Source organism: Lysinibacillus sp. NPDC096382, from assembly GCF_044762845.1.
Classification (GTDB): Bacteria; Bacillota; Bacilli; order Bacillales_A; family Planococcaceae; genus Lysinibacillus.
Window position 1 is genome coordinate 65,879 of the sequence record NZ_JBIWFC010000017.1, and the last position, 25,075, is coordinate 90,953.

Here is a 25,075-nt window from a genome sequence, read left to right on the forward strand (position 1 = left end):
ATTATCATTATCGTATAAAGATTATTCCTCCTCTACAATACAGTGTAGAGAGGATGAACTTTAGCTACTTTTCTCCAGAAGTTTGCTAGTTCATGAAAACGCTCCTAAAACCCCCCTCATTTTTTGGGAACGTAAAATCTCTAGACGACTCACTCCATTGTGATTGAGTCGTCTTTTTTTGATTGAAACTGCAATTGTTCCGATAAAATGAGAATATGTTGCGATAAATCTTCAAAGCGTTCCGATAAAAATGAAATCCTTATCACAACGTGTCGTTGATGTCCGTTCCGGCTGGGCGCTTTGTAGCTGCCGCTTCGCTTTCGCACAGGGCAAAGCTTCCTAGGGGCGTCCGATGGGCCGCTTCACTCGCGTTGCTCGCTCCAGGGTCTCATCTGTGACGCTGATCCCTGAGAAGTCGCCCAGCCTCCAAGCAAATATGTAATCTTAAATGATTATACCAAAAATTACAATTTAATATATAATATACCTTAATGAGAAGGAGTGTTTATTTATGTTTTCTATTAGAAACTTCGAAGGTAATGAAAAAGAGTTTGAGTTCTTTCTAGATATGTTATATGAATCTATTCATATTCCTGAGAATAAACCATCAAAAGAAGTTTTACTAAACTCGCCTGGCATAAGAAAATATCATGAAGGTTGGGGGAGAAAGGGAGATAAAGTGTTGATTGCCTTTGACTCAGAAAATCAAACTGTTGGAGCAGTCTGGTACAGATTGTTTGGCGATAATAATAAAGGCTATGGTTATATTGATGGCAACACGCCTGAAATAGGAATGGCTGTTTCAAAAGAAGTAAGAGGAAGAAGGGTGGGGACTTTACTGATGCATAAAATGATTCAACAAGCAAAGGATGAAGGATACAATACCATTTCACTTAGTGTAGACCTCGAAAATGACACGGCCATTAATATATATCAAAAACTAGGTTTTAAAGATTATGAAGTAGTGGGGACATCTAAAACAATGATTTACAAATTATAGTGCTCTCTAGAATAAAAAATGTACAATACTAAAAGTAAATTAAGTAATGTACATTTTTCATATTACTGAGTAGGGCTGCTGCTATGAACAGCGCTTTTTTTTCCTAGTATCATCGTATAGTAGCTATGTAGCAGCATGCCAACAATGATGACACCTAAGCCTGCGAGTGCAATTGGATTTGGGAATGCAATGCCGAGCAATAATACTTCACCAATAATGACAAAGAGTATTTCTGTGGATTGTGTTGCTTCGACTGCTGCAAGCTTGCCTTGGTGATCGCGAACACGGTCTGTTGCAATGAAAAATAATGTTGTGGCGATGACACCAGAGCTTATACCAACAAGCAACGATTGCATCACTTGGTTGATGGAAGGTAGCCCGACCGTTGCTAATGCATAGATAGCTAGAATAATCCATGCAGGCATCGAGGCGATGGTCATGCCGAGAACTCGTTGATATGTATCGATGCGTCCGCCACAGATTTCCATCATTTTGCGATTACCAAGAGGGTAGGCAAATGCAGCGATGACAACAGGTGAAATACCAAGCATTAAACTTTTAAACGGAACAGATTGTGCTTGTGGTAGTTGGATAAGTAAAATGCCAACTAAAATGACACATGAAATAAGTAATGAAATAAGCGGTATTTTTTGACGTACTGTTTTTTCAGCTACTATTGAAACAAATAGGGGAGCTAGTAATACGCCAGCGACAATTGTCAATTGCCATGTTCCAGAAACGAGCCAACCTGGACCGAATGCTGCTGCAAATGTCAATGGTGCATAGAACAATACGAATCCAATAAAGCTCCAAAGTAGCCAAGCGACAGGCTGTGCTTTCATTTCACCTGATAGTTTGGAAAAACCTTTTCGATAGAAGACGATCACAAGTAAAAACGGAAGCATGAAGAAATAACGCAAAGATGCACTCCAAAGCCAGCTACCACCTTGCATTTCCATTGCATGATTTAATATAAATGTAACAGCAAAAAAAAGTGAGGCTAAAATGCCTAATGCAATTTCTTTCATTAAAATCACCTCAAAACCCTTTGTATAATTTGAAAATTCAGTTATTGATTTTTTTAAAATTATGAAGAAGGGGTAGACCCTTCTTCATAATTATTTTCCTTGTTGTTCAAAGAGCTGTACGATTTCGATAATCACTTGTGTAGCTTTCTCCATCGTTTCTCCAGATACATATTCGAATTTACCGTGCATATTTTCGCCACCCGCAAAAATGTTTGGTGTTGGTAAGCCCATGTAAGAAAGCTGTGAACCATCAGTACCGCCACGGATTGGTAATGTAATTGGCGTAATATCTAACTTTTCCATCGCTGCGCGTGCAATGTCAACGATTTCTTTTACAGGCTCAATTTTTTCGCCCATATTATAGTATTGATCTTCCATTGTAATGCTTAAAGCATCCTCGCCATATTGGGCTCTAATTTTCGCCACAGCATCAAGCATTAATTGTTTTTTGGCTTCGAACTTTTGACGGTCATGATCACGGACGATATATGAGAGCTCAGTATGCTCGATCGCACCGTTAAAGCCCATTAAGTGAATAAAGCCTTCATAACCATCCGTTTTTTCCGGTACTTCATCAGTAGGCATTTCATTTTGGAAAGCGATCGCCATTGTGATCGCATTGACCATTTTATTTTTCGCAGAACCAGGGTGTACACTCGTACCTTTTGTCACAACCTTTACGCCTGCAGCATTAAAGCTTTCGTATTGTAGCTCGCCAAGTGGTCCGCCATCCATAGTATAAGCATAGTCGGCTCCAAATGCAGCCACATCGAATTTATGAGGACCGCGGCCAATTTCTTCGTCAGGTGTAAACGCTACACGCAATTTACCATGTTTAATGGAAGGATTATTTACTAGGTATTCCATAGCCGTCATAATTTCTGCGATACCAGCTTTATCGTCAGCACCTAATAATGTAGTACCATCCGTTGTAATTAACGTTTGACCTACATAATTTTTAAGCTCAGGGAAATCAGTTGGCGACATCGCTAGATTTTCATTGAGCTGGATCGCTCCACCATCATAGTTGTCAATGCGCTGTGGTTTAACGTTTGTGCCAGTAAAATCTGTTGTAGTGTCCACATGTGCTAAAAAGCCAATAGTAGGCACTTTTTTATCTGTATTTGCTTCGAGTGTTGCAAATAAATAACCATTTGCATCTAGTGTAATGTCAGTTAAGCCTATTGCAGCAAGTTCATCTTTTAGTACATGCAATAAGTCAAATTGTTTTTGTGTTGAAGGAGTTGTTTCGCTTGTGAAATCAGATTGTGTATCAATTTTTGCATAACGAATTAAACGCTCGATTACTTGTTCTTTCATAAGTATGGCCTCCTAATGTGTATGTTTAACTTCTTTCAGCGGGCGCGCAAACATCCACTGAAATAGAGGAACTCAGTCTAAGACCGCCACGACCTGTGGCAATTTAACTGTGCGAAAGCGAAGCGACAGCAACACCACCAACACACGACTGAGTGACCAACATCGTGTTGGCCTAAAGCCTCCGGACATAATTATGCCGAGTCATAATTGATATTATTGTAACACTTTACTTCGGATTTCGGAATATTGAGAAATGCTTAAGGCAATTAGAATTTGGGCACTGTAATATGTCAACATAATAATCTCATGTGAACATGGTAAAGGCATAACAAATTTATTAATAGCTAAATAGGAATCTGATGAAATAAAGAGCAGAGCGCCAATCGTTGCAAATGTAGAACCAGTTCGAATGGCAGTCCAACCCATCGTTAATATGACGGAAATATAGGCAATTACAGCGATACCAAGCACGACTTCTCCTGATGAAAATACTGTACCTGCAATCCACACAGCCATACTTGCTCCGTAAACGAGTAAGACAATCTTCGCCCAAGCCGGTACTTGTCGTTCATTAGTAGAAGAAAAGGCCAGGATATAAAAAATATGCCCGATTAAGAAGCTTGTTAGCCCAATTAGAAACCACTGTAGCGTATAATCGCCGACCATACAAAACACAAGTCCGATAACAATCAGTAGTTGATACTTTTTAATGCCTAAATTTTTTGATGTAGCGGCTAAGATAATGATTAAAAGCATTGGAATAACTTTAAAGATAAGTATCAAGCTTTCTGCAATATGGGACAGGAAAAAATCATAATAAAGACCGAACAACATAATAAATGCTATTAAAATTTTTTTAGACAAATTTCTCATCTCCTTTTCTTTGAAATTCTTTATCTATGTAACAATTTCCTTTATTCTTTTGTGAAAGAGGGTACCCATTCATCTTATGTATGAAACTTTTTTGGTATGTAGTCGTAAATAAGTGGACAGTAAGGTTAGAGAGGGTGAACAAAATGACTAAGCTATTAATAGCTTCGGCAGTCATTGGGCTAATCGCGAGTGTTTTATTAACACCGCTTATAACAAAAAAACGAGAAGATGGCGGATCTAAAAAGGTCATTAGATACTTCTTTATCGGTGTATTTGTACTAGGATTTTTAGCTACTGGTATAACAGTATATGTGACAAAAATGGATGTAAACTGGCTTGCTTTTTGGCCCGCTATTATTTTATTAACATTAGGCGGCGCGCTTCTTGCAGGTGGTATAGAAAGAAAAATAAAGGGTGTTTTATTTTTAGCTAGTTTAGGTGTTGCAGTGTATGTATTATCAGCTCCTTTATGGAATGCTAATGAAAAATTCAAATCAGCTGAAATGAAGGAAGAGGTTGAAATAAAACCATTCGATGAAACACAAACACCAGCTAGTGTTCCCCCTAAATTTGCGCGTAATAAGATGAAAAAAGCGTTCGGACAAGTACCGAATACGAGTTATTATGAGCTAGGGCGCTTACAAATTCAAAAAGTGAATGGTGAGTATGTTTATATTGCACCAGTTGAGTTCTCTGGGTTCTTTAAATGGATGAACGGCGGTTCGACTCCTGGTTACTTTATGATGAGTGCAACGGATTCAGCAGATAATCCAAAATTTGTTAAGCAGGAAATGAAGTATGTTCCGTCTGCTTATTTAAATTCAAATTTAGAACGTCATATACGTTTACAACATCCATTCCTTGTTTTTTGCGGAGATGTACAACTTGAAATAGATGATGATGGTAAACCATACTACATTCGTTCATATGGTGAATTTATTTCTGCACGTAATGGTTTCGATGTAAAAGGGATTGTGCTTGTAGATGCGCTAACAGGAAAATCAGAAGTTATTAAGCTGGAGGATGTCCCAGAATTTATTGATGGAGCGGTTTCTCCAGAAACGGTAAGCTTACAAAATAGTTATTTCGGTAATTATGTACATGGATTTTGGAACAGTAAGTTTGGTAAGAAAGATGTAAAACTGCCTTCTGATGAGGGAACAGAGGAAAACGTTAGCCCAATTTTTAACGAGAAAGGCGAAATGTATTATTTCACAGACTTTACGAGCCCTAAAGAGGGTGTCGATTCAATGCTTGGCTATTCCTTAACAAATGCAAGAACAGGTCAAGCAACCTATTATACTGGAAATCAAGACGCTTCTTATATGGATTCACAAGGTAACTTGCAAATTATCGAGAAGAAATTTATAGAGAAAAAATGGTCTGGAGAAATGCCTGTGTTGTATAACTTTTACGGTGAAGCAAGCTGGCTAACAGCGGTACTTGATTCAAATGGTTTCTTACAAAATTATTTCATCGTATCTGCGGCAAATCCTGAAATTTCCGTATATGCAACGACTCCTAAAGAGGCATTAAAATTATATAAAACAGCCTTAAGTCGTGGTGGAACTACAGTCGAAGGAAGCTCACATGCGGAAGAGAAAAATGCAAGTGGAAAGGTGCTTCGTGTTTACAAGGAACGTCTCGGTGACTATACAGTTGTATCGTTTTTACTAAATAACGGTGAAAACTATTTAGTAAGCTCGGAAACAGAACCGCTTGCAATTTATTTGCAAGAAGGTGATGATGTCATTCTCACATACGGTGATACAGGAGAGCAGTTCTTACCAGTTCGATCATTGATTATTAAAGGATTACAATAGAAGTAAATCAATTTGAATGAAGAAAAAAGACGATCTAGTAGTACTATGCTACGAAGATCGTCTCTTTTTATGTTGGCTGAGATTCCATATAGTGAAGCATCTTTTCCTGGTGATTAGTAAAAAGTGCTTTCGCATGATCGTTTAACGTAAATATTTCATGAATGTACCCTTGAAGTAAATGATGTTCAAATTCAAAAGTATAAGAATCTTCGTTTTCTAATATATGTGCTAATAAAAGTGCATGTAACACCACGACCTCTAGATTTTGTGTATTTGTAATAAATTTTAAGTTGAGGATGGTAGTGTGGGAAACGAATTGATTCACATAATTAATAGGATCTTTATAAACAACTAAGTCGATATGTGGTTCAAGTCGTTTTCTTAATAAAGTACACTCATTATTTAAGTCTTGAATTTTTAAAAATAAACCTCTTACACTTCGCTTATGTTGTTGTTCTAATGTACGAGCAAGATGTTTATTGACATAGGACATTTATACATAACTCCTTTTCACATAGCGGTCATCTATTAGTATTAATGGAATTGTTTGAAAAGGAAAGAGTCTTTTTGTTTAATTTATACCTAAATTTAACATATTGATTTGGACAAAAATACTAGGTGTACAGAGCGGATAATGAAAAGTGAAGTTACTATCATACGATAGTAACTCCACACAGTTTGCCGACAACATTATTTCCAACTGAAACCTTTTTTTGCTAAAAATTCATTAATGTGAGGACGGCGCTGTTCAATTAAAAAATCAGCCATTTGCTTTGTCCAATTATCAATTTTTCGATTGGATGAGCGATTATTATAGTATGTTTCCATTGTGTCGTTGTAAGCTGGTAAAAGCTCCTCGTATTTGTCTGCATTGTATTCATTTTCATGTAATACTGCTGCAACCGGTAAACGAGGTTTTACTTCATTACGACGAGCAGGAACCCCAATTGTTAAGCCGAAAAGTGGGAAAACATAGTCAGGTAGATTGAATAATTCGCTTATTTCTTCAGGTTTATTACGTACGCCTCCAATGTAACAAATCCCATATCCCATTGATTCCGCAGCAACGACAAAGTTTTGAGCGAATAATGATACATCAGCTACTCCAACAAGTACGTTTTCTGCCGAATCAGCCACAATATCTACACCTTCTAATTTACCTGCTGATTGCAGACGCTTGAAATCTACACAGAAGACAAAGGCACCGCCAGAAGTTTCGTATTGACGAGGGTTACCAGAGAGCAACCCTAATTTTTCTTTTTTCTCTGCATCTGTTACCCAAATTACACTATAAGCTTGTACGAAATGGGAAGTAGCAGCCATTTGTGCAGTAGAAATTAATTCTTCTATAATTTCTTTTGAAATCGGATTTCCATCATAAATACGAACCGAGGAGTGGTTCTGTAATAATTCTTTAACCATTTAAAATCTCCTTTTCCCCTTTATATAACAAGAGCATATCACGCTTCTTCTTCAAAATCGAATTTATCTTTCTTCAGGAAATATTTTTGTAGTGAAAGCAAAGCGACAGCTACAATTACACCAAGGTAAAATTTATTAGAAGGTGTTGAAAATTATTTTTGAATAATTTGCGAATGCATAAAATTTCTCGTAATATAAAATATTTCGTTAGTTATAGATTAAAAATTCTAAATAGTTTAAAATTATATACGGACGGTTTATTTGGTTGGATTTATAATAATTGGATGACTATACCATAAAAATTAAACCGAGTAATTTAGTTAAACAAAATAAAGTGGGATGGGGGAAGAGGGATGGCAGAAAAGTTGGCGAAAAAGCTTCGTAATGAACAGCTACGGAGCAAGGTTGTAACAGCAGAAGAAGCAGCGTCTTGGATTAAGGATGGTATGGTACTTGGGATGAGCGGCTTTACACGTGCTGGTGATGTTAAAGTGGTGCCCCTTGCACTTGTGGAGAAAGCTAAAAAAGAGAGCTTCAAGGTAGATGTATATACAGGTGCATCACTTGGCCCGGAAGTTGACCAATACTTAGCAGAAGCTGGCGTTATTCGTAAACGTGGACCTTTCCAAGCAGATGCCGGTATTCGTAACAAAATCAACAGTGGCGAAATTTCATTTGTTGATGCGCATTTATCACATAATGCGGAGCTAGTGCGCCAAGGGATTATTGGTCCTATTGATTTTGCGATTATTGAAGCGGCTGCTATTACAGAAGACGGCTTACTAATTCCTACTACTTCAGTTGGTAACTCTCCTATTTTTGTGCAAGAAGCAGACCAAATCATCATTGAGTTGAACATAGCTCAGCTTGATGCATTAGAGGGTGTCCATGATATTTTTGTACCGGGACCACAGGGGAAACGTGATCCGATTCCATTACAACATGTATCCGATCGGCTTGGCACAGTTGGTATACCACTAGATTTAGATAAAGTAAAAGGCATTGTGATTTCAGATATTTTAGATGCACCATCAACGATTGTTCCCGCAGATGAAGAAACAGGTATTATGGCCAATCATTTATTAAACTTCCTACGTGAAGAAATTAAAGTAGGTCGTTTAACAACAAGCTTAAGACCCATTCAATCAGGTGTAGGCTCAGTAGCAAATGCTGTTTTATTAGGCTTTAAAGATTCTGAGTTTGAGAACTTAGAAGTATATTCAGAAGTACTGCAAGATGCAGTATTCGAATTAATTGATGCAGGGAAGGTAAACTTTGCATCTGCTACTTCTATTACCCTTTCTGAGGAAGTTGGAAACCGAGTTTATGGTAATTTTGAAAAATATGCAGATAAACTAGTATTACGTCCGCAAGAAATTTCTAACCAACCAGAAATTATTCGCCGACTCGGGTTAATTTCTGTTAATACAGCGCTAGAGGTAGACATTTATGGGAATGTGAATTCTACGCATGTTTCTGGCACAAAAATGATGAATGGAATCGGCGGCTCCGGGGACTTTGCACGTAATGCGAGATTAGGTATTTTCGTCACGAAATCTTACGCGAAAGGTGGAAATATTTCTAGTATCGTTCCAATGGTCTCACATGTAGACCATACAGAGCATGATGTAGACGTAATCGTCACAGAGCAGGGAGTAGCAGACCTACGTGGACTTGCTCCAAAAGAACGGGTTGGCCTCATTATCGATCACTGTGCACATCCGGAATATCGTGAGCAATTATGGAAGTATTTTAATGATGCTAATGAAGCAACAGGTGGACACCATACGCCACACAATCTAGAAAAAGCGCTCTCATGGCATGTGAATTACGCAAAAAATGGTACGATGAAAAATCCAGCTTTATCGAAATAATAAAGTAATAAAAGCCTTGAAGGACAGTTGACTTGTTCCTTCAAGGCTTTTAATTTGTTAAAAATGAAATCCAAAAGCATCCTCGAGAAGTGAATCAGGTAAGCTGGGAAGTAATCGGGTAGACCGGAAAAGTGATAAGGTAAGCCTGGGAAGTGATTAGGTAATCCCCTCAGTTGTTTAAAAAAACCCTGGCTTCCTTACAGTAATCCAATCCATTTCCAATATGTTGCAGAAAATAAAAGAACTAGAATGTATCCAATAATCGTTAATGGTATACCGGATTTTAAGAAATCTTTTGTTGTAAAGGCTCCTGTCCCATACGCAAGCATATTTTGCGGTGCGCTAATAGGTAAGAGGAAGCCGAAGCTAATGACGAATTGTTGTACGATAACGAAACCAACCTGATCGACATTAGTCGTTAATGTTGAGGCTAAAACGATAAATACAGGTACAAGCGCAGATGCTAAGCTTGTTGCACTCGCAAAGCCTAAATGAATAAGAATATTAAATAAAGTAACAAGCGCGATTGTTGCAAGAATTGGCATAGAATCTAAACCAAGTGAACCGAATACTTTATCAGATAACCACGATGCACCTTTTGTATTAAGCAAGACCGTGCCTAGCATAATTCCTACAGCGAAGACGATAATTGTCCCCCAAGGAATATGTGGTTCAACTTGCTTCCATGAATAGACTCCGATTTTTGGCATTAATAAAATGGCGATTGCAACGATTGTGACAGTTGTCGTATCGAATGGGTGAAGTTTGCCCTCAGCAGCCCAGAAAAATAGTAAAACTACTGATGTTATGATTAATCGAATTTCAGGAGCCTTTAATGGACCAAGTTCCGCAAGCTGTTTTTTTATTACTTCTCTACCACCTGCAATATTACTTGTTTCAGGCTTAATTAGTGTAATCATAATGAAAAATAGAGCGACTGACATGATGATTGAGAAGGGAGCAGCATAAAGTAACCAAGCACCCCAAGAAATATCCACACCAAACTGTTCTTTGATGAAGTTTAAAGCGACCATATTTTGAGCTGCTGCCGTCTTTATACCGATATTCCAAATAGAGACAGCTTGCACAGAGGTAATGACAAGTAGAGCAGCAAGCCGACTATCACGTTGTAAACCAAATGCTGCTACCATTCCAAGTAGTATTGGCACAACTGCGCCTGCACGTGCAGTAGCAGAAGGGACAAAGAATGCGAGTGCAATAGATACTAAAATAGCACCGAATACAATGGCTTTCGTTTTTGTCCCTACGAGTGAAAGAATCCATAGCGCAAGTCTTTTATGTAAATTGGTAATCTGCATGGCTGCCGCTAGGAAAAGTGCTGCGGCTACTAGTGCTACTGCTGAATTACTAAATCCACTTAATGCTAATTTTAATGCATCTGAAGTGCCTAGCTCTCTCGTTGAATCTTCCATTGATGGAGCTAACCCTAATAAGATTGTAACGAGAGCAATAATCATAGCAGAGCTAACAGGGTAGGATACTGCCTCTGTAACCCAAAGGATGACCGCAAAAGCTAAAATAGCTAAAGCGCGTTGTCCGGCTACAGGTAAATCACCGTTGTTAGGTAAAAAAGTAATGATGATTAATGAAGCGAAGGCTAATCCAATCCAGAGTGGTTTCAAATTACGTTTTGGTTTTGCTTGTTCAGAAGTAGACATACCTTTTCATCCTTTCTTAAACATGACTGTAATTTTCACATCGGCTAGTAAAATGCTTTATTAAGAAAGTTAATTTGTCTATTTATTGTAAAAAAACTAGTATGTGAAATACTCTCTATTTATAGCGATAATGGGCAGTTGCGAGCAAATAGACGGTCATAGAAAAGACAAAAATATCCAAAAGATATTATTTTTGATTCATCACCAAAAGTTGTGGATGACTTTTGTTAAAACGTCTACTATGTAAATAGTTGATTGGAGTGGAGGCTGGGCGACTCCTAGGGGATCAGCGATAGAGGAACGAAGACTAAAAGCATCACATCCTGTGATAACGCCTTCGTGACCAACATCGTGTTGGCCCGAGACCCTGCAGCGCAGCGGATGTTTTCTGTGCGAAAGCGAAGCGGCAGCAACAAAGCACCCAGTCGGAACGGAAATCAACCACACGTTTTGGTGATGATCCTTATTTTTTCTTTTTGAATGCTGAAGTCACTTTAGGCTCAGTTCCTAGCAGCAATCGCTTAATATTTTCGATATGTAAAATGATGGCTATACCAAAAAGTAATAGGGCTATAATCGTTGGGACTGTTCCAGGAATCCATAAATATGTGGCTGTACAGAAAACGAGATAAAACTCAAGTACACCGACAATTAAATAGTTCGTTACGAAAGATAAAATAACAAATAAAATGAGTGCAAATAAGCCAATTGTCCAATCAATCGCAAGTAATATCCCTATGATTGAAGCAGTTCCTTTACCGCCATTGAAGCCCATATAAAATGGGAAATTATGACCTAGAATGACACCGGCAGCTACAATATACGTGAAGAACCAAACTTGTACTTCTGTTAATTGTGTTATATCTGCTAAATAGGCATGTGCACAGTTTATAGCTGCAACGCCTTTGCTGATATCGATCAGTGCAACTAATATGCCGTATTTCCAGCCAAGGGAAAGTGTTGCGTTAGAGGCACCTGCATTGCCATGACCAGTCTTTTTTAAATCTACCCCAGATAAAAACTGAGCAACTTTAGAGCCGTGAATACAGCCAATCAAATAACCAACAAGAAGAAAAATAATAACGGCTTTTATCATAAAAATTCTCCTTTCAAAATAAAATAGGCTCGTCACTAAAAGTTAGGAATGACGTTTGTTATAACATATGCCCTAAAGTTGATTGGAGTGGAGACTGGGCGCCCCTAGGAGAGCACATAGTCGGAACTGTAATCAACCCCACATTTTGGTGATAAAAACAATAAATATCAAAATAGTGTATGCGTTCGTATTACGTAAAAAAGCAGACGGAAGTTTCAGAAAAAATAAAATTTTAGTATTGACAGTGAAAAAGTCTATGTTTATACTGTGTAACAACGATGGAAATTGAATCTCATACTCTTATCAAGAGCGGCGGAGGGATAGGCCCTATGATGCCCGGCAACCAGTAAGTGATGAACTTGCTAAGGTGCTAATTCCTACAGATTCTTATTGGATCTGGCAGATAAGGGGAGGAAAACTTGCAGCCGCAACCCTCTTCTTAGCTGAAGAGGGTTTTTGTTTTCTACTAAAAAAATCCTCCTCATCTCCGGTACCATCGTAAAAAAATAACCATTTGGAGGTATACAATGACAAAATTTAAACCAGAAACATTGCTGTTACACGGTGGCCAAGAGCCAGACCCGGTAACAGGATCACGAACAGTACCGATATATCGCTCAACGGCTTTCGTTTTTAAAGACACTGCTCATGCGCAACGTCTTTTTGCCTTAGAGGAAGCCGGCAATATTTACACACGAATTACAAACCCAACTGTAGATGTTTTTGAAAAACGCGTCGCTTTATTAGAAGGCGGTACAGCAGCGGTAGCACTTTCATCTGGTGCAGCAGCTATCGCATTCTCCATTTTAAATCTTGTAGGGGCAGGCGATGAAATCGTTGCAGGTAGCTCTTTATACGGAGGTACTTATAATTTATTCGCCAACACACTACCAAACTACGGTATTAAAACGATTTTTGTAGACGAAACAAATCCAGAAAATTTCCGAGCAGCTATTACTGATAAAACAAAGGCCGTGTTCGCTGAAATTTACGGTAACCCAAGTTTAAAGGTACTAGATATTGAAGCAGTAGCAAATATAGCACATGAAAACGGCTTGCCATTAATTATTGATAGCACATTTGCTTCACCATATGGCTCTACACCAATTGACTACGGTGCAGATATTGTTGTTCATTCCGCAACAAAATGGATTGGTGGCCACGGAACAACGTTAGGTGGCGTTGTAGTAGATGCAGGGAAGTTCGATTGGACTCGTGGCCGTTTCCCAGGTTTTACTGAGCCAGATGCTTCTTATCACGGTTTACGTTATGGTATTGACACAGCAGAGGCAGCATTCGCCACAAAATTGCGTGTGCAATTACTACGCGACTTTGGTCCAACATTAAGTGCAGATGCAGCATTTAATTTATTACAAGGTTTAGAAACGCTTCATTTGCGTATTCCTAAACACAATGAAAATGCATTAGCGGTAGCTGAATATTTACGAAACCACCCATCTGTGGAATATGTAAATTACAACGGCTTAGAAGATTTCCCTACCTATAATTTAGCTAAAAAATATTTAAAAAATGGCTTCGGTTCAGTGCTTACATTTGGTATTAAAGGTGGACGTGAAGCAGGGCGTAAATTAATAGATAGTGTGAAATTATTCTCGCACGTAGCAAATGTAGGGGATGCGAAATCATTAATTATTCATCCAGCATCTACTACACATCAGCAACTATCTGCTGAAGAGCTAATCCAAACTGGCGTAACCGAGTCGCTCATTCGCTTATCCATCGGTTTAGAGGCAGTAGAGGACATCATTGAAGATTTAGAACAAGCTATTGAACAAGTAACAGCTTCACAACAAAAAGTAGAAGCTTAATAAATAAAGGACATTGGCTAATGTTGTAGCGTTTACGTATTTTCTCATTCGATAGGCCTCATTTGGTAATGCGTCAAACGTTGCTACATCATCCGCTCTCCTCATTTGGTGAAGAAGCTGAAAATTAATACCTAGTAATTTTATAAGTATTATTGATTTTCTTAATTCCTTGTTTTATACTAGGAAATAAGAAAAGTGTTCGAAGGGCTACCAACCTAGAACCAATGTTTTCAATTAATGCTTAAACTAATTTAGTTTCATAAGTGCTCCCCCACTTTTGAATAGATGAAGAGGAGTAGTTACTCAGCCAGTAGCTACTCTTTCTACAAAACTGATGATAAAGGAGTGTTTTAAATGGGAAATGTGTATAGTGCGCAAAACATTGCATCTTATCTTATTTATGAATTAAATGAAGGTCATGTGTTTGTGAACAACATGTCCATTCAAAACATACTTGCGTCAGTTGAACGTAAATGGCAAGAGAACTTTGGACATTCTGCTTTTAATGAAATGGTCTATGTCAAAGAGGAAGGCTATACAGTAAAAGAAGTTTTCGAAGCTTATGAAAGCTATGGAGCAAATCATATTCCTCTTCCTGCGACAGAGTATTATTTAAAATACGGTACATTCCAATTAGTTGAACGTACGTATGCAATACCAAATTATACGTGGGAGGAAATAGGATTAGTTCAACAAGCTTTAACACAATATCGTTATAAATTGCTAGCCAACGCTAGTTAATTATCCCTCATATTTTTGGCTCATTCTCTGCTGCTACAGGGAATGAGCTTTTTAAATTAGACGATGAAAATATACAGAAAAAATTTTTATTAATATATTTCAAAAGAACAATTTTTATGAATGTCTTTACATACATATATATAATAGAAGAAAGGCATTTGTTTTTTAACTTCTTTCAGCAAATATATTTGTAATGGAAGTGCAGTTACAGAAGTCTCTCACATTTATAGTTGGTGAGATTAATACGTAGTTAAGTTTCTTTTCAGCGGGTTTGCAAACATCTGTACCTGTCGCTACGCTTTCGGTACAAAAGACATGCGCTGAAATAAAGGAACTCAGTCTAAGAGCGCCACGTCCTGTGGCAATTTATCTGTGCGAAAGCGAAGCGACAGCAACACGGTTTTGTCTGTGCGAAAGCGAAGCGACAGCAACAACAACAACGACTGAGTGACCAACATCATATTGGCCTAAAGCCTCCGGTGGATGCCATGGAATCGGGAAGGAGTTTTTTGTGCAAGCACAAAGCCGATTCCGGACACAATTATGCCGAGGCACAATTGATAAAGAAAAGTCAATAATTGTTCCATCATTATAGATTCGAGTGAAAAATCATATAATAAAAGGGATGAGAACGATTTCTTTTGCACGTCTACAGAAAACAAATGTCCATCCTAGAAAGATTTTTCTTGTGCAATGTAAGTATTTACGTTACAATTTTCTTTAAGTTGAATTTTGAATTATTTGAATTTGTGTGTGTTTCAAAGGTTTTTTAGCTTCATTCAGAATATTTTTTGTAGCGAAGGTTAGATGACTTAACCTAAATATCTGTTTGAAAACGAAGTGTTGGAAACACGGCAAATTGACCTGCTTTGTAAAGTCGGCGCACAATTCAAAATATGTCCGAATTAAGCTGAGACGAAATAAATTTAATGAAACTGCGGAATGTAAGTTGGAGGGAATACAACAATGGCAACTATAAAGGCAGCTATATTAGGATTTGGAACGGTAGGTCAAGGAATTTACCATATATTAAACGAAAAGCGTGAAGAGCTTAAAAATAAATTAGGAATTGAGCTAGAAGTAGCAAAAATTTTAGTTACAGATACTAGCCGTGAACGTGTACCAGGCACAGCGCATTTAATGACAACTAGTATGGATGAAGTCTTAGCAGAACCAGGTATGCAGGTTGTTTTTGAGGCGATTGTCAATGAGGAGCCAGCATTTACTTATTTAAAGCGCGCTGTGGAACATAAATGTCATGTCATCACCGCTAACAAAGTAATGTTTGCAAAACGAGGCTTGGAGCTACAGGATCTTGCAAAAGCAAACGGTGTTTTTGTAGGCTTTGAGGCAACGACTGCTGGCGGTGTACCAGTTATTAAAACGATGAAAAACATTTTGCTTGTCAATGATGTTAGTCGTATTCAGGGTGTTTTAAATGGGACATCCAACTATATTTTAACGAAAATGCGTTCACAAGGCTGGTCGTTCGAAACTGCACTAAAAGAAGCGCAAAATTTAGGCTATGCAGAGGCAGATCCTTATAATGATATTTCAGGACAGGATGCCTTTAAAAAATTAATGATTTTAAGTGCTTTGGCATTTGGAGAACAACCAGACTGGGCTGACGTCGAAGTAGTAGGTATTGATAGTATTTCAGCAGAACAAGTAAAAGAAGCATGTGAAAAAGGCTTGCGTTACCGCCACGTTGCTGAGGTTGAGAAACTAGCAGATGGTAAAGTGGTTGCAAAGGTTGGCCCGCAATTAGTTGATAAAGAACATCCACTTTATCCAGTTGATGATGTCAATAATGCTGTGGCATTAGATACTAATTATATTGGCACATTGACGCTAGTTGGACCTGGGGCAGGCATGTATCCAACAGCTAGTGTAATGGTTGAGGATTATGCGGAAATTATCGGTAAGCGAGCTGGATTTGTCGTAACAATATAATAGAAGCCTATCATTCAACAATGTTCTACTTGTTTGAATGATAGGCATTTTTTTAATCCTCATCTTTAACATCGATATCCTCTGGAATAGGTGTATTCCGCCAAATCTCTATTTCCTCTTTAATACGATCTAACTGCTCAAAATAAGTGCTAAATTGCCCGCTATTAATTAGTATTTGGTCTCCGTCGTATACTGAACGAATACGGCCCTCGTAAACTAGGCGAAGTACTTGATCCTCTGGCATACCAAGTTCGATGGCTGTTTCTTCAATTGTTTTATACATAAATTTCGCTCCTTTTATTGTTTTTATTATAACCTCCATTTAATAGAAAGCCTACTATGGGTTAATAAATGAAAGAAAAAGGAAAATGGTAATTGTTTGATTTTGGATAAATCTGTATTATTAATGTTAATGAGTTGTGACGGTTAAGGGGGCAATAATGATGATTAGCTATTACCATTTTGCAATGTAAAATGAGCTGTCTGAAATGTTCAAGGAAATGGACATTTTCGCTGCGTTATTCAAGGTCTTTTTTTCTCATCAATTCGTCTTACAGGTGTAGCTATTGGAACCATTGTAACGTTTGGTAGCTCTCTCCTGTCTTTTGTGATGCTTTAGAATGTAAACTTTGGAAATTTTGCGACAAAGATGTGGGGAACATCAACTATGTTAACAATGGGGAAGGGGCTATCCTGGGGGAATTAGACTAGCCTACTCCTTGGGGATTAGCGATGGGGAACGAAGCGAAGGCTAAAACCATCACGTCCTGTGATAACGGCGAACATCCTTTTGTGAATTCCTTTTCGATTCCGTGACACCCGCCAAAGTTAAAACCTTAAGAAATTCTTCATTTTTATACTAACCGGTTTTTAAGATTTAAAAGGTACACTATTAATTGAGAGCGAGGTGTATATCATGACGAAACTAACAGTTCTTGTAACAGACGATGATCAAGATATTCGTGATGGTATTGAAATCTATTTAAAGAATGAAGGCTACAATGTCATTAAAGCTGCTGACGGCTTAGAGGCACTCGGAAAATTAGAAAACAATGAAGTACATTTAATTATTTTAGATATTATGATGCCAAATATGGATGGAATTACAGCAACATTTAAAATTAGAGAAGAGCGCAATATTCCAATTATTATGCTTAGTGCAAAGGCGGAGGATGGCGACAAAATTCATGGCTTGTCTGTAGGCGCTGATGATTACGTCACAAAGCCTTTTCATCCGCTAGAGTTGTTGGCTCGAGTGAAATCTCAGCTGCGACGTTATGTACAACTTGGGACGTACAATGAGGGAGCAGCAAAGGTGGAAATCGACGGACTTGTATTAGATGAAGATGCAAAGGAAGTCATTTTAGAAGGTGAGCCTGTTCGATTAACACCAATCGAATATAAGATTACGGAATTATTAATGAAAAATGTAGGGCGTGTATTTTCGATAAGAGAGATTTATGAGCGTGTGTGGAATGAGGAAGCTTACAATGCAGAAAATATTGTGGCTGTACACATTCGAAAAATACGTGAAAAAATCGAAGCAGATCCGAAAAATCCACGCTATTTAAAGGTGGTGTGGGGCGTTGGCTATAAAATGGAAAAATAAAATAGAGCAGTATGTTACAATTGCAGGGTTTGTAGCAGGGGTTATTGGACTAATTTATTTCGGTGTGTATGCCTATCAAATAGTAACTTCACGCTCTTCGGGGATGTTACAATTACTTGAGAAAATTTTTTAGAGAGGAGTTAAAAGTATGTTGAAAAATTGGAAACCTCTTCTCGTTCTTATATGTTTAATCTGGGTAATTTTCGGTATATTTACGTTCTCTAAGATCGGGTACCAATATATTGGAAAGTCGTATTTTCAATCTGAAAATTTCCAGCATGAACTTGATAATTTTCAGTCAGAATTAGGACCATTAGTGTTGAACATGCCAATAGCTGAGGATTTGAAAAGAAAAATTGTAGTTACACAAAGTGAAATAGAGGAACATCGTAATCGCTATGGAACATTAGGAGAACAGATAGATAGTATTAAAACTCAATATGAAGGACGTATTCAAGAAGCTGCTAATGTAAATGCAACGGAATTAAAAGCCAAGCTTGAGAAAGAGCGGGATGCAATAATTAAAGATATTACGAGTAATTTTGAGGATGATGAGCATGTCCGTAAAAAAATCCTAGCTCAAAAGGAAGAGCTTGTTGATCAATATATAAAGGCAGCAAATGAAGAAGCAAAGAGTTTTGCGAAAAATTATAATTATTGGTCTTATGAATTAACGAACATTGAAACAGGCAAAACATATCGTTCCGGTGATGTTTCGGATAGTAGTGCGTTCAAAATTAAGTATAACGGACAACACCCATTAACTGCTTGGAATATACTTGATAATTTAAACCAATTTGTTTACCGGGCCGATAGCTACGTGGATATAGAGGATTTGAGGGAAACTTCTGATTACACTGGTATCATAACCATTTCAAAAAAATCAGCCCAAACAGTCGATATCTTGGGAGGATATGACCATTTTACACGCAATCAATACATGTTCTACTTTATATGGCTAACGAGTATTGTGGCAGCTATTTTTGCATGGAAAGGGCGTAAAGAAGTACTGCAGATGGTACAAGGTTTAAAGGAAAAAGAAGCTCTTGCAAAGATGAAAATTGACTACCCGATTGGATTATTAATAATAAGTGCATTCATATATTTTATAGCATCTGAAATTGCTTTTGAATCGATTGAGTTTGTCCCTTATCAATCTAACTATGTACATTACTTAATTAGTTTGCTGTTTAAAATAGGTGCCTTAATCATTATTGCAATGCTGTTCTTTGTACAGCTTATTTGGTTGTATGATCGAGTGAATACAACACAGAAATTAAAAGAAGACTTAAAAGCTAGCTATTTATGGTCACTTGGCGGATCAATCACAGATTTATTTATAAATCGTTCCATTGCATTACATTCCATTGTAATGATTGGGGCAGCGTTTTTCGGTGGTGGCAGCCTTGTTGCCACAATGGTAGGAGGTGGCGGATTCCCCTTTTTAATGTTGGGCATCTGTGCAATGATCGGTATACCAGCCATGATTCTCTTCCTTTCTAGAATGGGCTATTTAAACCGAATTATGAAGGATACGAAAGACATGGCAGAAGGGCGTTTAAATCGCGATGTCAAGGTAATGGGCAAATCACCACTCGCTGGGCATGCAGAAAATCTTAATCATTTAAGGGACGGCGTACGCACGTCTATGCATGAACAGGCAAAAAGTGAGCGTTTAAAAACAGAGCTTATTACGAATGTTAGTCACGACTTACGCACGCCGTTAACATCTATTATTACGTATACAGATTTATTAAAAAATCCTGATGTTACAGAGGAAGAGCGTAAGCAATACATTCATATCCTTGATAAAAAATCAGAACGTCTAAAATTACTGATTGAGGATCTTTTTGAAGTGTCTAAAATGGCGAGTGGGAATATGGAGCTTCATCGCACTCGAGTTGATTTAACCCAGCTTGTACAGCAGGCGGTAGGGGAGCATGAGGAAGATTTAGCACAGGCGCATTTAGATTTACGCATGACAAAACCACATGAGCCAATCTACGCATATGTGGATGGACAAAAATGGTGGAGATTAATCGATAATTTAATCGTTAATGTTTTGAAATATGCATTAGAAGGCACACGTGTTTATGTAACATTGAAACGGACGGCAGAAGGTGATGCTGAATTCACAGTGAAGAATGTTGCAAAATATGAAATTAGCGAGAATGCTGATGAGTTATTTGAACGCTTTAAGCGAGCTGATGCATCACGTCATACAGAGGGCTCAGGGCTAGGCTTAGCCATAGCACAATCCATTGTAGATTTGCATGATGCTCGTATGAGTATAGAGGTAGATGGAGATTTATTTAAAGTAATTGTTCGAATTCCAACAGCATAGACAAAGAACAGCGGCAAACATTTTGCCCGCTGTTTTTTGGTATGGCGGGGTTATCCGCGGCAATGACGTTCAATCCACGGATATGACGTTCCAATCCGCGACTTTGTCGGCTCTATCCGCAGCTAAGACGTTCCAATCCACGATTAAGACGGTTCAATCCGTGAATTTGACGTTCCAATCCACGATTGTCGGTTCAATCCGCAGATACTATGTCCTATCCACGATTAAGACGGCTCTATCCGCGAATATGATGTTCTTATCCACGATTAAGACGGTTCTATCCGTCACTTCAGCTCTTTATACCGTCACTTGTGCCAATTCATCCGTCGATCCAGCCCAACAATCCGTCACCCCGGATCTTCGCTTTAATTCGCTGCCAATGCGCTAACACTACACTTACACATCATTTGTGCTGGAATTTTGTAAAGAAGTGAAGCGACTCATCGGGCGCTCGCAGGAACGGAGGAAATCAATCCCCTCGTCTTGCTGAAGAGAATACATTTCAGGTTCAAAGTTATAAACCTAAATTCTTGGCAATAATCACTTTCATGACTTCGTTAGTACCTGCATAAATGGACATGACAGGAATATCTCGATATCTTCTAGCAATCTTGTATTCCTCCATATAACCGTAGCCACCATGTAACTGCATGCACTGAATAGCAAGCTCGCGTGCATTTTCCGTTATCCAGTATTTTGCCATCGAAACTTTTGTCACAACATCATTTCCTGCGATATGTTCCTCTATTAAAGATTCTAAAAATGATTTGCCCAGTTCAATTTTTGTCGCCATTTCAGCTATTTTAAATTGTGTATTTTGGAAGTCACTAATTGATTTTCCGAAAGCTTTGCGTGATTTTACATAATCAATTGTTAAGGCCAGCATGTCCTCAGCAGCCGTTTGCGCAGCGATGGCTACTGCTAGACGCTCTTGCTGTAGCTTTTCCATCATATAGATAAAGCCTTTACCTTCTTCGCCAAGGAGATTTTCTACAGGTACACGACAATCCTCAAAATAAAGCTCTGCTGTGTCCTGCGCGTGCATGCCAACTTTTTCGAGTTTGCGACCTTTCGTGAAGCCCGGCGTCCCGTCCTCGATGACAAGGAGGCTAATACCGCGATGTTTTTTTTCTGCCTGAGGATTTGTTTTTACAGCAACGACTGCTAAATTTGTATGAATACCATTTGTAATAAATGTCTTTTGCCCGTTGACGATATAGTAATCACCATCACGAATAGCAGTTGTTTGAATGTTTGCCAAATCCGAACCTGCACCTGGCTCTGTCATAGCAATTGCAGTAATATTTTCGCCTGTAACACATTTTGGTAGCCAGCGTGATTTTTGCTCATTTGAGCCGTATGCTTCAATATAAGGAACGACAATATCGTTATGCAGACCAACGCCAATAAGGCTCGAACCTACACGCTCAAGCTCTTCTTGAATAATAACGCCAAAACTAAAATCTAGTCCGAGACCGCCGTATTGTTCTTCTACTTGAGGGCATAGATAGCCCATTTCTCCAAGCTTACGCCAAAACTCAAGTGGAATAAGATGCTCTTTCTCCCATTGTGGATAGTGTGGTTCAGCTTCTTCTGCTAAAAACTTACGTAAGGTTTTACGAAATAACTCATGCTCTGTTGATTCAAATTTATATTTTGCCATATGAACAACACCCCTTTTTTCTCCCGTACATGCGTAAATTTTTTCTTGCAATTACAATGTTACTTAAAAATTCGGAAAAATCAAAGTATATTATTCATAGATTTTTTTACATCATCTAATAATTATAGTGAATTGTAAGGAGGGGTCTTACATAACATGATTTGATTCATAGGCGCTTCCGATAAGCGCTCCAAGGTCTCACTGTAAACCAGAAGAGATCCAATCATTTGCCTAGATTACGATATTGTCACCTTCCTAATTAGATTGTCATGTAAATCATACGATTAAATGACAAGAAAAATGTACAATATATTGAGCAGATTGGTTGCCCTTACATACTTTCAATAAGAATACTTAATGCAAATTTAAAGATTAAGTATAATGCTATAATCAACTAAGACTATATGAAAGTAGGGAACTGAAATGCCTAAAGTAATCGGTGGAATTCTATTAATAAGTATATATAGTGCATTAACTTTTTACTTAGGATGGGGATTGAGACAGTGGCTTGTGGCAATGGGGTGGTTCCGATTCCCAATTTTATATTGGGTAGTACTGTATATCATTGCGTTTAGTATTGTTATTAGTAGATTGCATGAGTCCTTACGAGTCTTTTCAATAATCCATAATTACTGGATGTTTATTTTTGAATACGGATTAATGCTTTGCTTGTTAGCACACTTGATTATTTGGTTAAGCCCCTTTAAAAGTGTACAGATCATTGGAAGTATAGCCATTGCTATGTTTTTTGTACTAAGTATTGTAGGCACTTATTTAGCATATTCACCTGTTGTCCGTCATTTAGAAATAACGATGGATAAAAAGAGTAGTGAGCTAGATTCGATGAGAGTTGTAGTTGCTTCAGATTTTCATTTAGGGGTTCTCTCAAATAAAAGGCATTTACAACGCTTTGTTACTTTATCGAATGAAGCACAACCAGACATCGTCTTTTTAGTTGGGGATATTGTGGATGACGATCCTAAATGGTTTGCTAAAGATGGAATGGCAGATGTGATGAAGCAATTAACATCGACATATGGAGTGTACGGTGTACTAGGCAATCACGAATACTATGGCAAGAAAATCCCTGAATTTATTAAAGAGATGGAAAATGCTAATGTAAAAGTTTTGTGTGATGAAACTATTAGAATCGATAATGTGATAGTATTAACGGGGCAAGAGGATATTACAAACAAGGATAGAAAGCAACTAGATGCATTGAAGACAGCGGATGATTTGCCTTGGTTTGTTATGAATCATACCCCAAATGATTTAATTACGCCTGCAAAAATGGGCGTAGACTTCCATATGTCAGGGCATACACATAAAGGTCAACTATGGCCTAATCAGTATATAACGGCTCGTGTATTTGAACTTGATTATGGTTATAACATAAAGGAAAAAATGCATACACTTGTTTCATCAGGTTTTGGCTTTTGGGGTCCGCCAATGCGAATAGGCAGCCGTTCCGAATTATGGGTTGTAAATATAAATTTCCGTTAATTGGTAAATTACGCTTGGGCTCAAAATAACCCCTGTATTATGGTGAATTTTGGTCCGTTATCTGAAGACATTTTGAAATAAATGACATGTGAATAAGTTGATTGGAGTGGAGGTTGGGCGACTCCTTGGGGACTAGCTTCACAGATGAGCCCATGGAGCGGAAGCGGATGTTTTCTGTGCGAAAGCACCCAGCCGGAACGGAAATCAACGCCACGTTATGGTGATAAGGCAGTCTACTCATAACTGAATGTTATAGTCATAGTATATGAAAAAGTGTATTTTATAATATGTTGGTATTTAATTTATAAAAGGTAAGGTGAAAACGTGGATATCATTGAATTATTAAAGGCGCTTATTTTGGGCTTTGTCGAGGGAATGACAGAGTTTGCGCCAGTGTCGTCGACAGGTCATATGATTATTGTAGACGATATGTGGCTAAAGACAGAGGAGTTTTTAGGGATGTATCCCGCCAATACGTTTAAAATTGTTGTACAGCTTGGCTCCATTTTAGCGGTAGTCGTTGTTATGTGGAAGCGAATGTTAAATTTAGTGGGACTTTATAAAATTGATGGCCAATCGAAATCTGTGAAAGGTCACTTCAACTTACTACATGTGATTATGGGTATGTTGCCAGCAGTTATATTAGGTTTTGCGTTCAAAGATTTTATCGATGATCATTTATTTAAAGTAGAGCATGTTATATATGCTTTAGTAGCTGGAGCACTTTTAATGATTGCTGCCGATAAATTAGCACCGAAAAGACCAAAAGTGGATTCTTTAGATAAAATTTCTTATGGTTTAGCTTTTAAAGTAGGGTTAGTACAATGTTTATCACTTTGGCCAGGATTCTCCCGTTCAGGGGCAACAATATCTGGTGGTGTACTATTTGGCATGAGTCACCGTGTGGCAGCAGATTTTACTTTCATTATGGCAGTACCAATTATGGCGGGTGCTAGTTTAGTATCTGTCCTGAAAAACTGGGATACGCTATCTATGGATTATTTTGGATTCTATGTAGTAGGCTTCATTAGCTCATTTATCTTCGCATTACTATCAATTAAATTCTTCTTAGCACTTATTTCAAAAGTGAAATTAATGCCATTTGCTATTTATCGTATAGTACTAGCTGCTGTACTAGCTGTTATTATCTTTATGTAAATAATAAAGTCACTCTTCTATTAAGAATGAGTGGCTTTTTTAATTTCTTTCAGCGGGTGTACAAACATCTTACCTGTCGCTACGCTTTCGGCACAAAAAACTATCCGCTGAAATAGAGGAACTCAGCCTACGAACGCCACGTCCTGTGGCATGAACGAAT

20 protein-coding genes and 1 riboswitch are annotated in these 25,075 nt (G+C 38.0%); of the genes, 11 read left to right on the top strand and 9 right to left on the bottom strand.

The annotated features are described in order from the left end of the window. The first annotated feature begins 511 nt into the window (after positions 1 to 511). Positions 512 to 1,000 (top strand): GNAT family N-acetyltransferase, encoded by a 489-nt coding sequence (locus tag ACIQZA_RS19785; protein WP_402883496.1) that lies wholly within the window; start codon positions 512 to 514, stop codon positions 998 to 1,000. Between the two features lie 62 nt (positions 1,001 to 1,062). Here ACIQZA_RS19785 and ACIQZA_RS19790 read toward each other — a convergent pair whose 3' ends face one another. From ACIQZA_RS19790 to ACIQZA_RS19800, 3 genes are all read right to left on the bottom strand, one after another. Continuing rightward, the gene (locus tag ACIQZA_RS19790) at positions 1,063 to 2,028 is read right to left on the bottom strand and encodes a DMT family transporter (RefSeq protein WP_400940394.1); all 966 of its coding nucleotides are present in this window, start codon (positions 2,026 to 2,028) and stop codon (positions 1,063 to 1,065) included. Positions 2,029 to 2,118: 90 nt separating this feature from the next. Then, on the bottom strand, positions 2,119 to 3,348 hold the full coding sequence (pepT, locus tag ACIQZA_RS19795) for a peptidase T (RefSeq protein WP_402883495.1): 1,230 nt from the start codon (positions 3,346 to 3,348) through the stop codon (positions 2,119 to 2,121). Between the two features lie 213 nt (positions 3,349 to 3,561). Further along, positions 3,562 to 4,212 carry a lysoplasmalogenase gene (locus ACIQZA_RS19800; protein ID WP_403009958.1) on the bottom strand — a complete coding sequence of 217 codons (651 nt, stop codon included), beginning with the start codon at positions 4,210 to 4,212 and terminating at the stop codon, positions 3,562 to 3,564. Between the two features lie 152 nt (positions 4,213 to 4,364). On the opposite strand from ACIQZA_RS19800, the gene ACIQZA_RS19805 reads away from it, so the two are divergent. Continuing rightward, positions 4,365 to 6,044: a hypothetical protein gene (locus ACIQZA_RS19805; RefSeq protein WP_402883492.1), complete on the top strand. Its 1,680-nt coding sequence runs from the start codon at positions 4,365 to 4,367 to the stop codon at positions 6,042 to 6,044. Positions 6,045 to 6,111: 67 nt separating this feature from the next. Here ACIQZA_RS19805 and ACIQZA_RS19810 read toward each other — a convergent pair whose 3' ends face one another. Then, positions 6,112 to 6,537 carry a hypothetical protein gene (locus tag ACIQZA_RS19810; RefSeq protein WP_402883490.1) on the bottom strand — a complete coding sequence of 142 codons (426 nt, stop codon included), beginning with the start codon at positions 6,535 to 6,537 and terminating at the stop codon, positions 6,112 to 6,114. 197 nt (positions 6,538 to 6,734) lie between these two features. After that, on the bottom strand, positions 6,735 to 7,466 hold the full coding sequence (gene chrR / locus ACIQZA_RS19815) for a class II chromate reductase ChrR (protein ID WP_400940407.1): 732 nt from the start codon (positions 7,464 to 7,466) through the stop codon (positions 6,735 to 6,737). A 353-nt stretch (positions 7,467 to 7,819) separates the two neighbouring features. Between chrR and scpC the strand changes: the two genes are divergently transcribed. Then, the gene (gene scpC, locus ACIQZA_RS19820) at positions 7,820 to 9,340 is read left to right on the top strand and encodes a succinyl-CoA:acetate CoA-transferase ScpC (RefSeq protein ID WP_402883488.1); all 1,521 of its coding nucleotides are present in this window, start codon (positions 7,820 to 7,822) and stop codon (positions 9,338 to 9,340) included. Between the two features lie 197 nt (positions 9,341 to 9,537). Here scpC and ACIQZA_RS19825 read toward each other — a convergent pair whose 3' ends face one another. Both ACIQZA_RS19825 and ACIQZA_RS19830 read right to left on the bottom strand, forming a co-directional pair. Then, positions 9,538 to 11,019, bottom strand: coding sequence for a DASS family sodium-coupled anion symporter (locus tag ACIQZA_RS19825; RefSeq protein WP_142509704.1), 1,482 nt, complete (start codon positions 11,017 to 11,019; stop codon positions 9,538 to 9,540). A 463-nt stretch (positions 11,020 to 11,482) separates the two neighbouring features. Beyond that, positions 11,483 to 12,115 carry a glycerol-3-phosphate acyltransferase gene (locus ACIQZA_RS19830; protein ID WP_400940414.1) on the bottom strand — a complete coding sequence of 211 codons (633 nt, stop codon included), beginning with the start codon at positions 12,113 to 12,115 and terminating at the stop codon, positions 11,483 to 11,485. 297 nt (positions 12,116 to 12,412) lie between these two features. After that, positions 12,413 to 12,525: riboswitch (SAM riboswitch) on the top strand. A gap of 117 nt (positions 12,526 to 12,642) precedes the next feature. On the opposite strand from ACIQZA_RS19830, the gene ACIQZA_RS19835 reads away from it, so the two are divergent. The 3 genes from ACIQZA_RS19835 (at position 12,643) to ACIQZA_RS19845 (ending at position 16,638) form a co-directional block, all read left to right on the top strand. Further along, positions 12,643 to 13,944, top strand: coding sequence for an O-acetylhomoserine aminocarboxypropyltransferase/cysteine synthase family protein (locus ACIQZA_RS19835; RefSeq protein WP_400940416.1), 1,302 nt, complete (start codon positions 12,643 to 12,645; stop codon positions 13,942 to 13,944). A 354-nt stretch (positions 13,945 to 14,298) separates the two neighbouring features. Then, positions 14,299 to 14,685: a hypothetical protein gene (locus ACIQZA_RS19840; RefSeq protein ID WP_400940419.1), complete on the top strand. Its 387-nt coding sequence runs from the start codon at positions 14,299 to 14,301 to the stop codon at positions 14,683 to 14,685. A gap of 966 nt (positions 14,686 to 15,651) precedes the next feature. Next, a complete protein-coding gene (locus ACIQZA_RS19845; protein WP_248718722.1) occupies positions 15,652 to 16,638 on the top strand; it encodes a homoserine dehydrogenase in 987 nt (328 codons plus the stop codon). A gap of 52 nt (positions 16,639 to 16,690) precedes the next feature. On the opposite strand, the gene ACIQZA_RS19850 is transcribed toward ACIQZA_RS19845, so the two are convergent. Continuing rightward, positions 16,691 to 16,921 carry a MerR family transcriptional regulator gene (locus ACIQZA_RS19850; RefSeq protein ID WP_049667308.1) on the bottom strand — a complete coding sequence of 77 codons (231 nt, stop codon included), beginning with the start codon at positions 16,919 to 16,921 and terminating at the stop codon, positions 16,691 to 16,693. Between the two features lie 633 nt (positions 16,922 to 17,554). Here ACIQZA_RS19850 and ACIQZA_RS19855 point away from each other — a divergent pair. Genes ACIQZA_RS19855 through ACIQZA_RS19865 form a run of 3 tightly spaced genes read left to right on the top strand, consistent with a single transcriptional unit; the run spans position 17,555 to position 20,591 of the window. Then, positions 17,555 to 18,247 (top strand): response regulator transcription factor, encoded by a 693-nt coding sequence (locus ACIQZA_RS19855; protein WP_142509710.1) that lies wholly within the window; start codon positions 17,555 to 17,557, stop codon positions 18,245 to 18,247. Then, the gene (locus tag ACIQZA_RS19860) at positions 18,225 to 18,380 is read left to right on the top strand and encodes a hypothetical protein (RefSeq protein WP_185903509.1); all 156 of its coding nucleotides are present in this window, start codon (positions 18,225 to 18,227) and stop codon (positions 18,378 to 18,380) included. The genes ACIQZA_RS19855 and ACIQZA_RS19860 overlap by 23 nt, the downstream gene beginning before the upstream one ends. 15 nt (positions 18,381 to 18,395) lie before the next feature. Next, entirely contained in the window at positions 18,396 to 20,591 is a 2,196-nt protein-coding gene (locus ACIQZA_RS19865) for a sensor histidine kinase (RefSeq protein ID WP_400940424.1), read from the top strand. Between the two features lie 514 nt (positions 20,592 to 21,105). Here the strand turns inward: ACIQZA_RS19865 and ACIQZA_RS19870 are convergent. Next, positions 21,106 to 22,254, bottom strand: a complete 1,149-nt coding sequence (locus tag ACIQZA_RS19870) for an acyl-CoA dehydrogenase family protein (protein ID WP_400940427.1) — start codon at positions 22,252 to 22,254, stop codon at positions 21,106 to 21,108. Between the two features lie 423 nt (positions 22,255 to 22,677). Between ACIQZA_RS19870 and ACIQZA_RS19875 the strand changes: the two genes are divergently transcribed. Next, positions 22,678 to 23,757: a metallophosphoesterase gene (locus ACIQZA_RS19875; protein WP_400940429.1), complete on the top strand. Its 1,080-nt coding sequence runs from the start codon at positions 22,678 to 22,680 to the stop codon at positions 23,755 to 23,757. Between the two features lie 324 nt (positions 23,758 to 24,081). Beyond that, positions 24,082 to 24,915: an undecaprenyl-diphosphate phosphatase gene (locus ACIQZA_RS19880; protein WP_400940431.1), complete on the top strand. Its 834-nt coding sequence runs from the start codon at positions 24,082 to 24,084 to the stop codon at positions 24,913 to 24,915. Positions 24,916 to 25,075: the final 160 nt, after the last annotated feature.

Coding starts and splice junctions, on each gene's coding strand:
- ACIQZA_RS19785 (WP_402883496.1), top strand. CDS start 512: ATGTTTTCTATTAGAAACTTCGAAGGTAATGAAAAAGAGTTTGAGTTC.
- ACIQZA_RS19790 (WP_400940394.1), bottom strand. CDS start 2,028: ATGAAAGAAATTGCATTAGGCATTTTAGCCTCACTTTTTTTTGCTGTT.
- pepT (WP_402883495.1), bottom strand. CDS start 3,348: ATGAAAGAACAAGTAATCGAGCGTTTAATTCGTTATGCAAAAATTGAT.
- ACIQZA_RS19805 (WP_402883492.1), top strand. CDS start 4,365: ATGACTAAGCTATTAATAGCTTCGGCAGTCATTGGGCTAATCGCGAGT.
- ACIQZA_RS19810 (WP_402883490.1), bottom strand. CDS start 6,537: ATGTCCTATGTCAATAAACATCTTGCTCGTACATTAGAACAACAACAT.
- chrR (WP_400940407.1), bottom strand. CDS start 7,466: ATGGTTAAAGAATTATTACAGAACCACTCCTCGGTTCGTATTTATGAT.
- scpC (WP_402883488.1), top strand. CDS start 7,820: ATGGCAGAAAAGTTGGCGAAAAAGCTTCGTAATGAACAGCTACGGAGC.
- ACIQZA_RS19825 (WP_142509704.1), bottom strand. CDS start 11,019: ATGTCTACTTCTGAACAAGCAAAACCAAAACGTAATTTGAAACCACTC.
- ACIQZA_RS19830 (WP_400940414.1), bottom strand. CDS start 12,115: ATGATAAAAGCCGTTATTATTTTTCTTCTTGTTGGTTATTTGATTGGC.
- ACIQZA_RS19835 (WP_400940416.1), top strand. CDS start 12,643: ATGACAAAATTTAAACCAGAAACATTGCTGTTACACGGTGGCCAAGAG.
- ACIQZA_RS19840 (WP_400940419.1), top strand. CDS start 14,299: ATGGGAAATGTGTATAGTGCGCAAAACATTGCATCTTATCTTATTTAT.
- ACIQZA_RS19845 (WP_248718722.1), top strand. CDS start 15,652: ATGGCAACTATAAAGGCAGCTATATTAGGATTTGGAACGGTAGGTCAA.
- ACIQZA_RS19850 (WP_049667308.1), bottom strand. CDS start 16,921: ATGTATAAAACAATTGAAGAAACAGCCATCGAACTTGGTATGCCAGAG.
- ACIQZA_RS19855 (WP_142509710.1), top strand. CDS start 17,555: ATGACGAAACTAACAGTTCTTGTAACAGACGATGATCAAGATATTCGT.
- ACIQZA_RS19865 (WP_400940424.1), top strand. CDS start 18,396: ATGTTGAAAAATTGGAAACCTCTTCTCGTTCTTATATGTTTAATCTGG.
- ACIQZA_RS19870 (WP_400940427.1), bottom strand. CDS start 22,254: ATGGCAAAATATAAATTTGAATCAACAGAGCATGAGTTATTTCGTAAA.
- ACIQZA_RS19875 (WP_400940429.1), top strand. CDS start 22,678: ATGCCTAAAGTAATCGGTGGAATTCTATTAATAAGTATATATAGTGCA.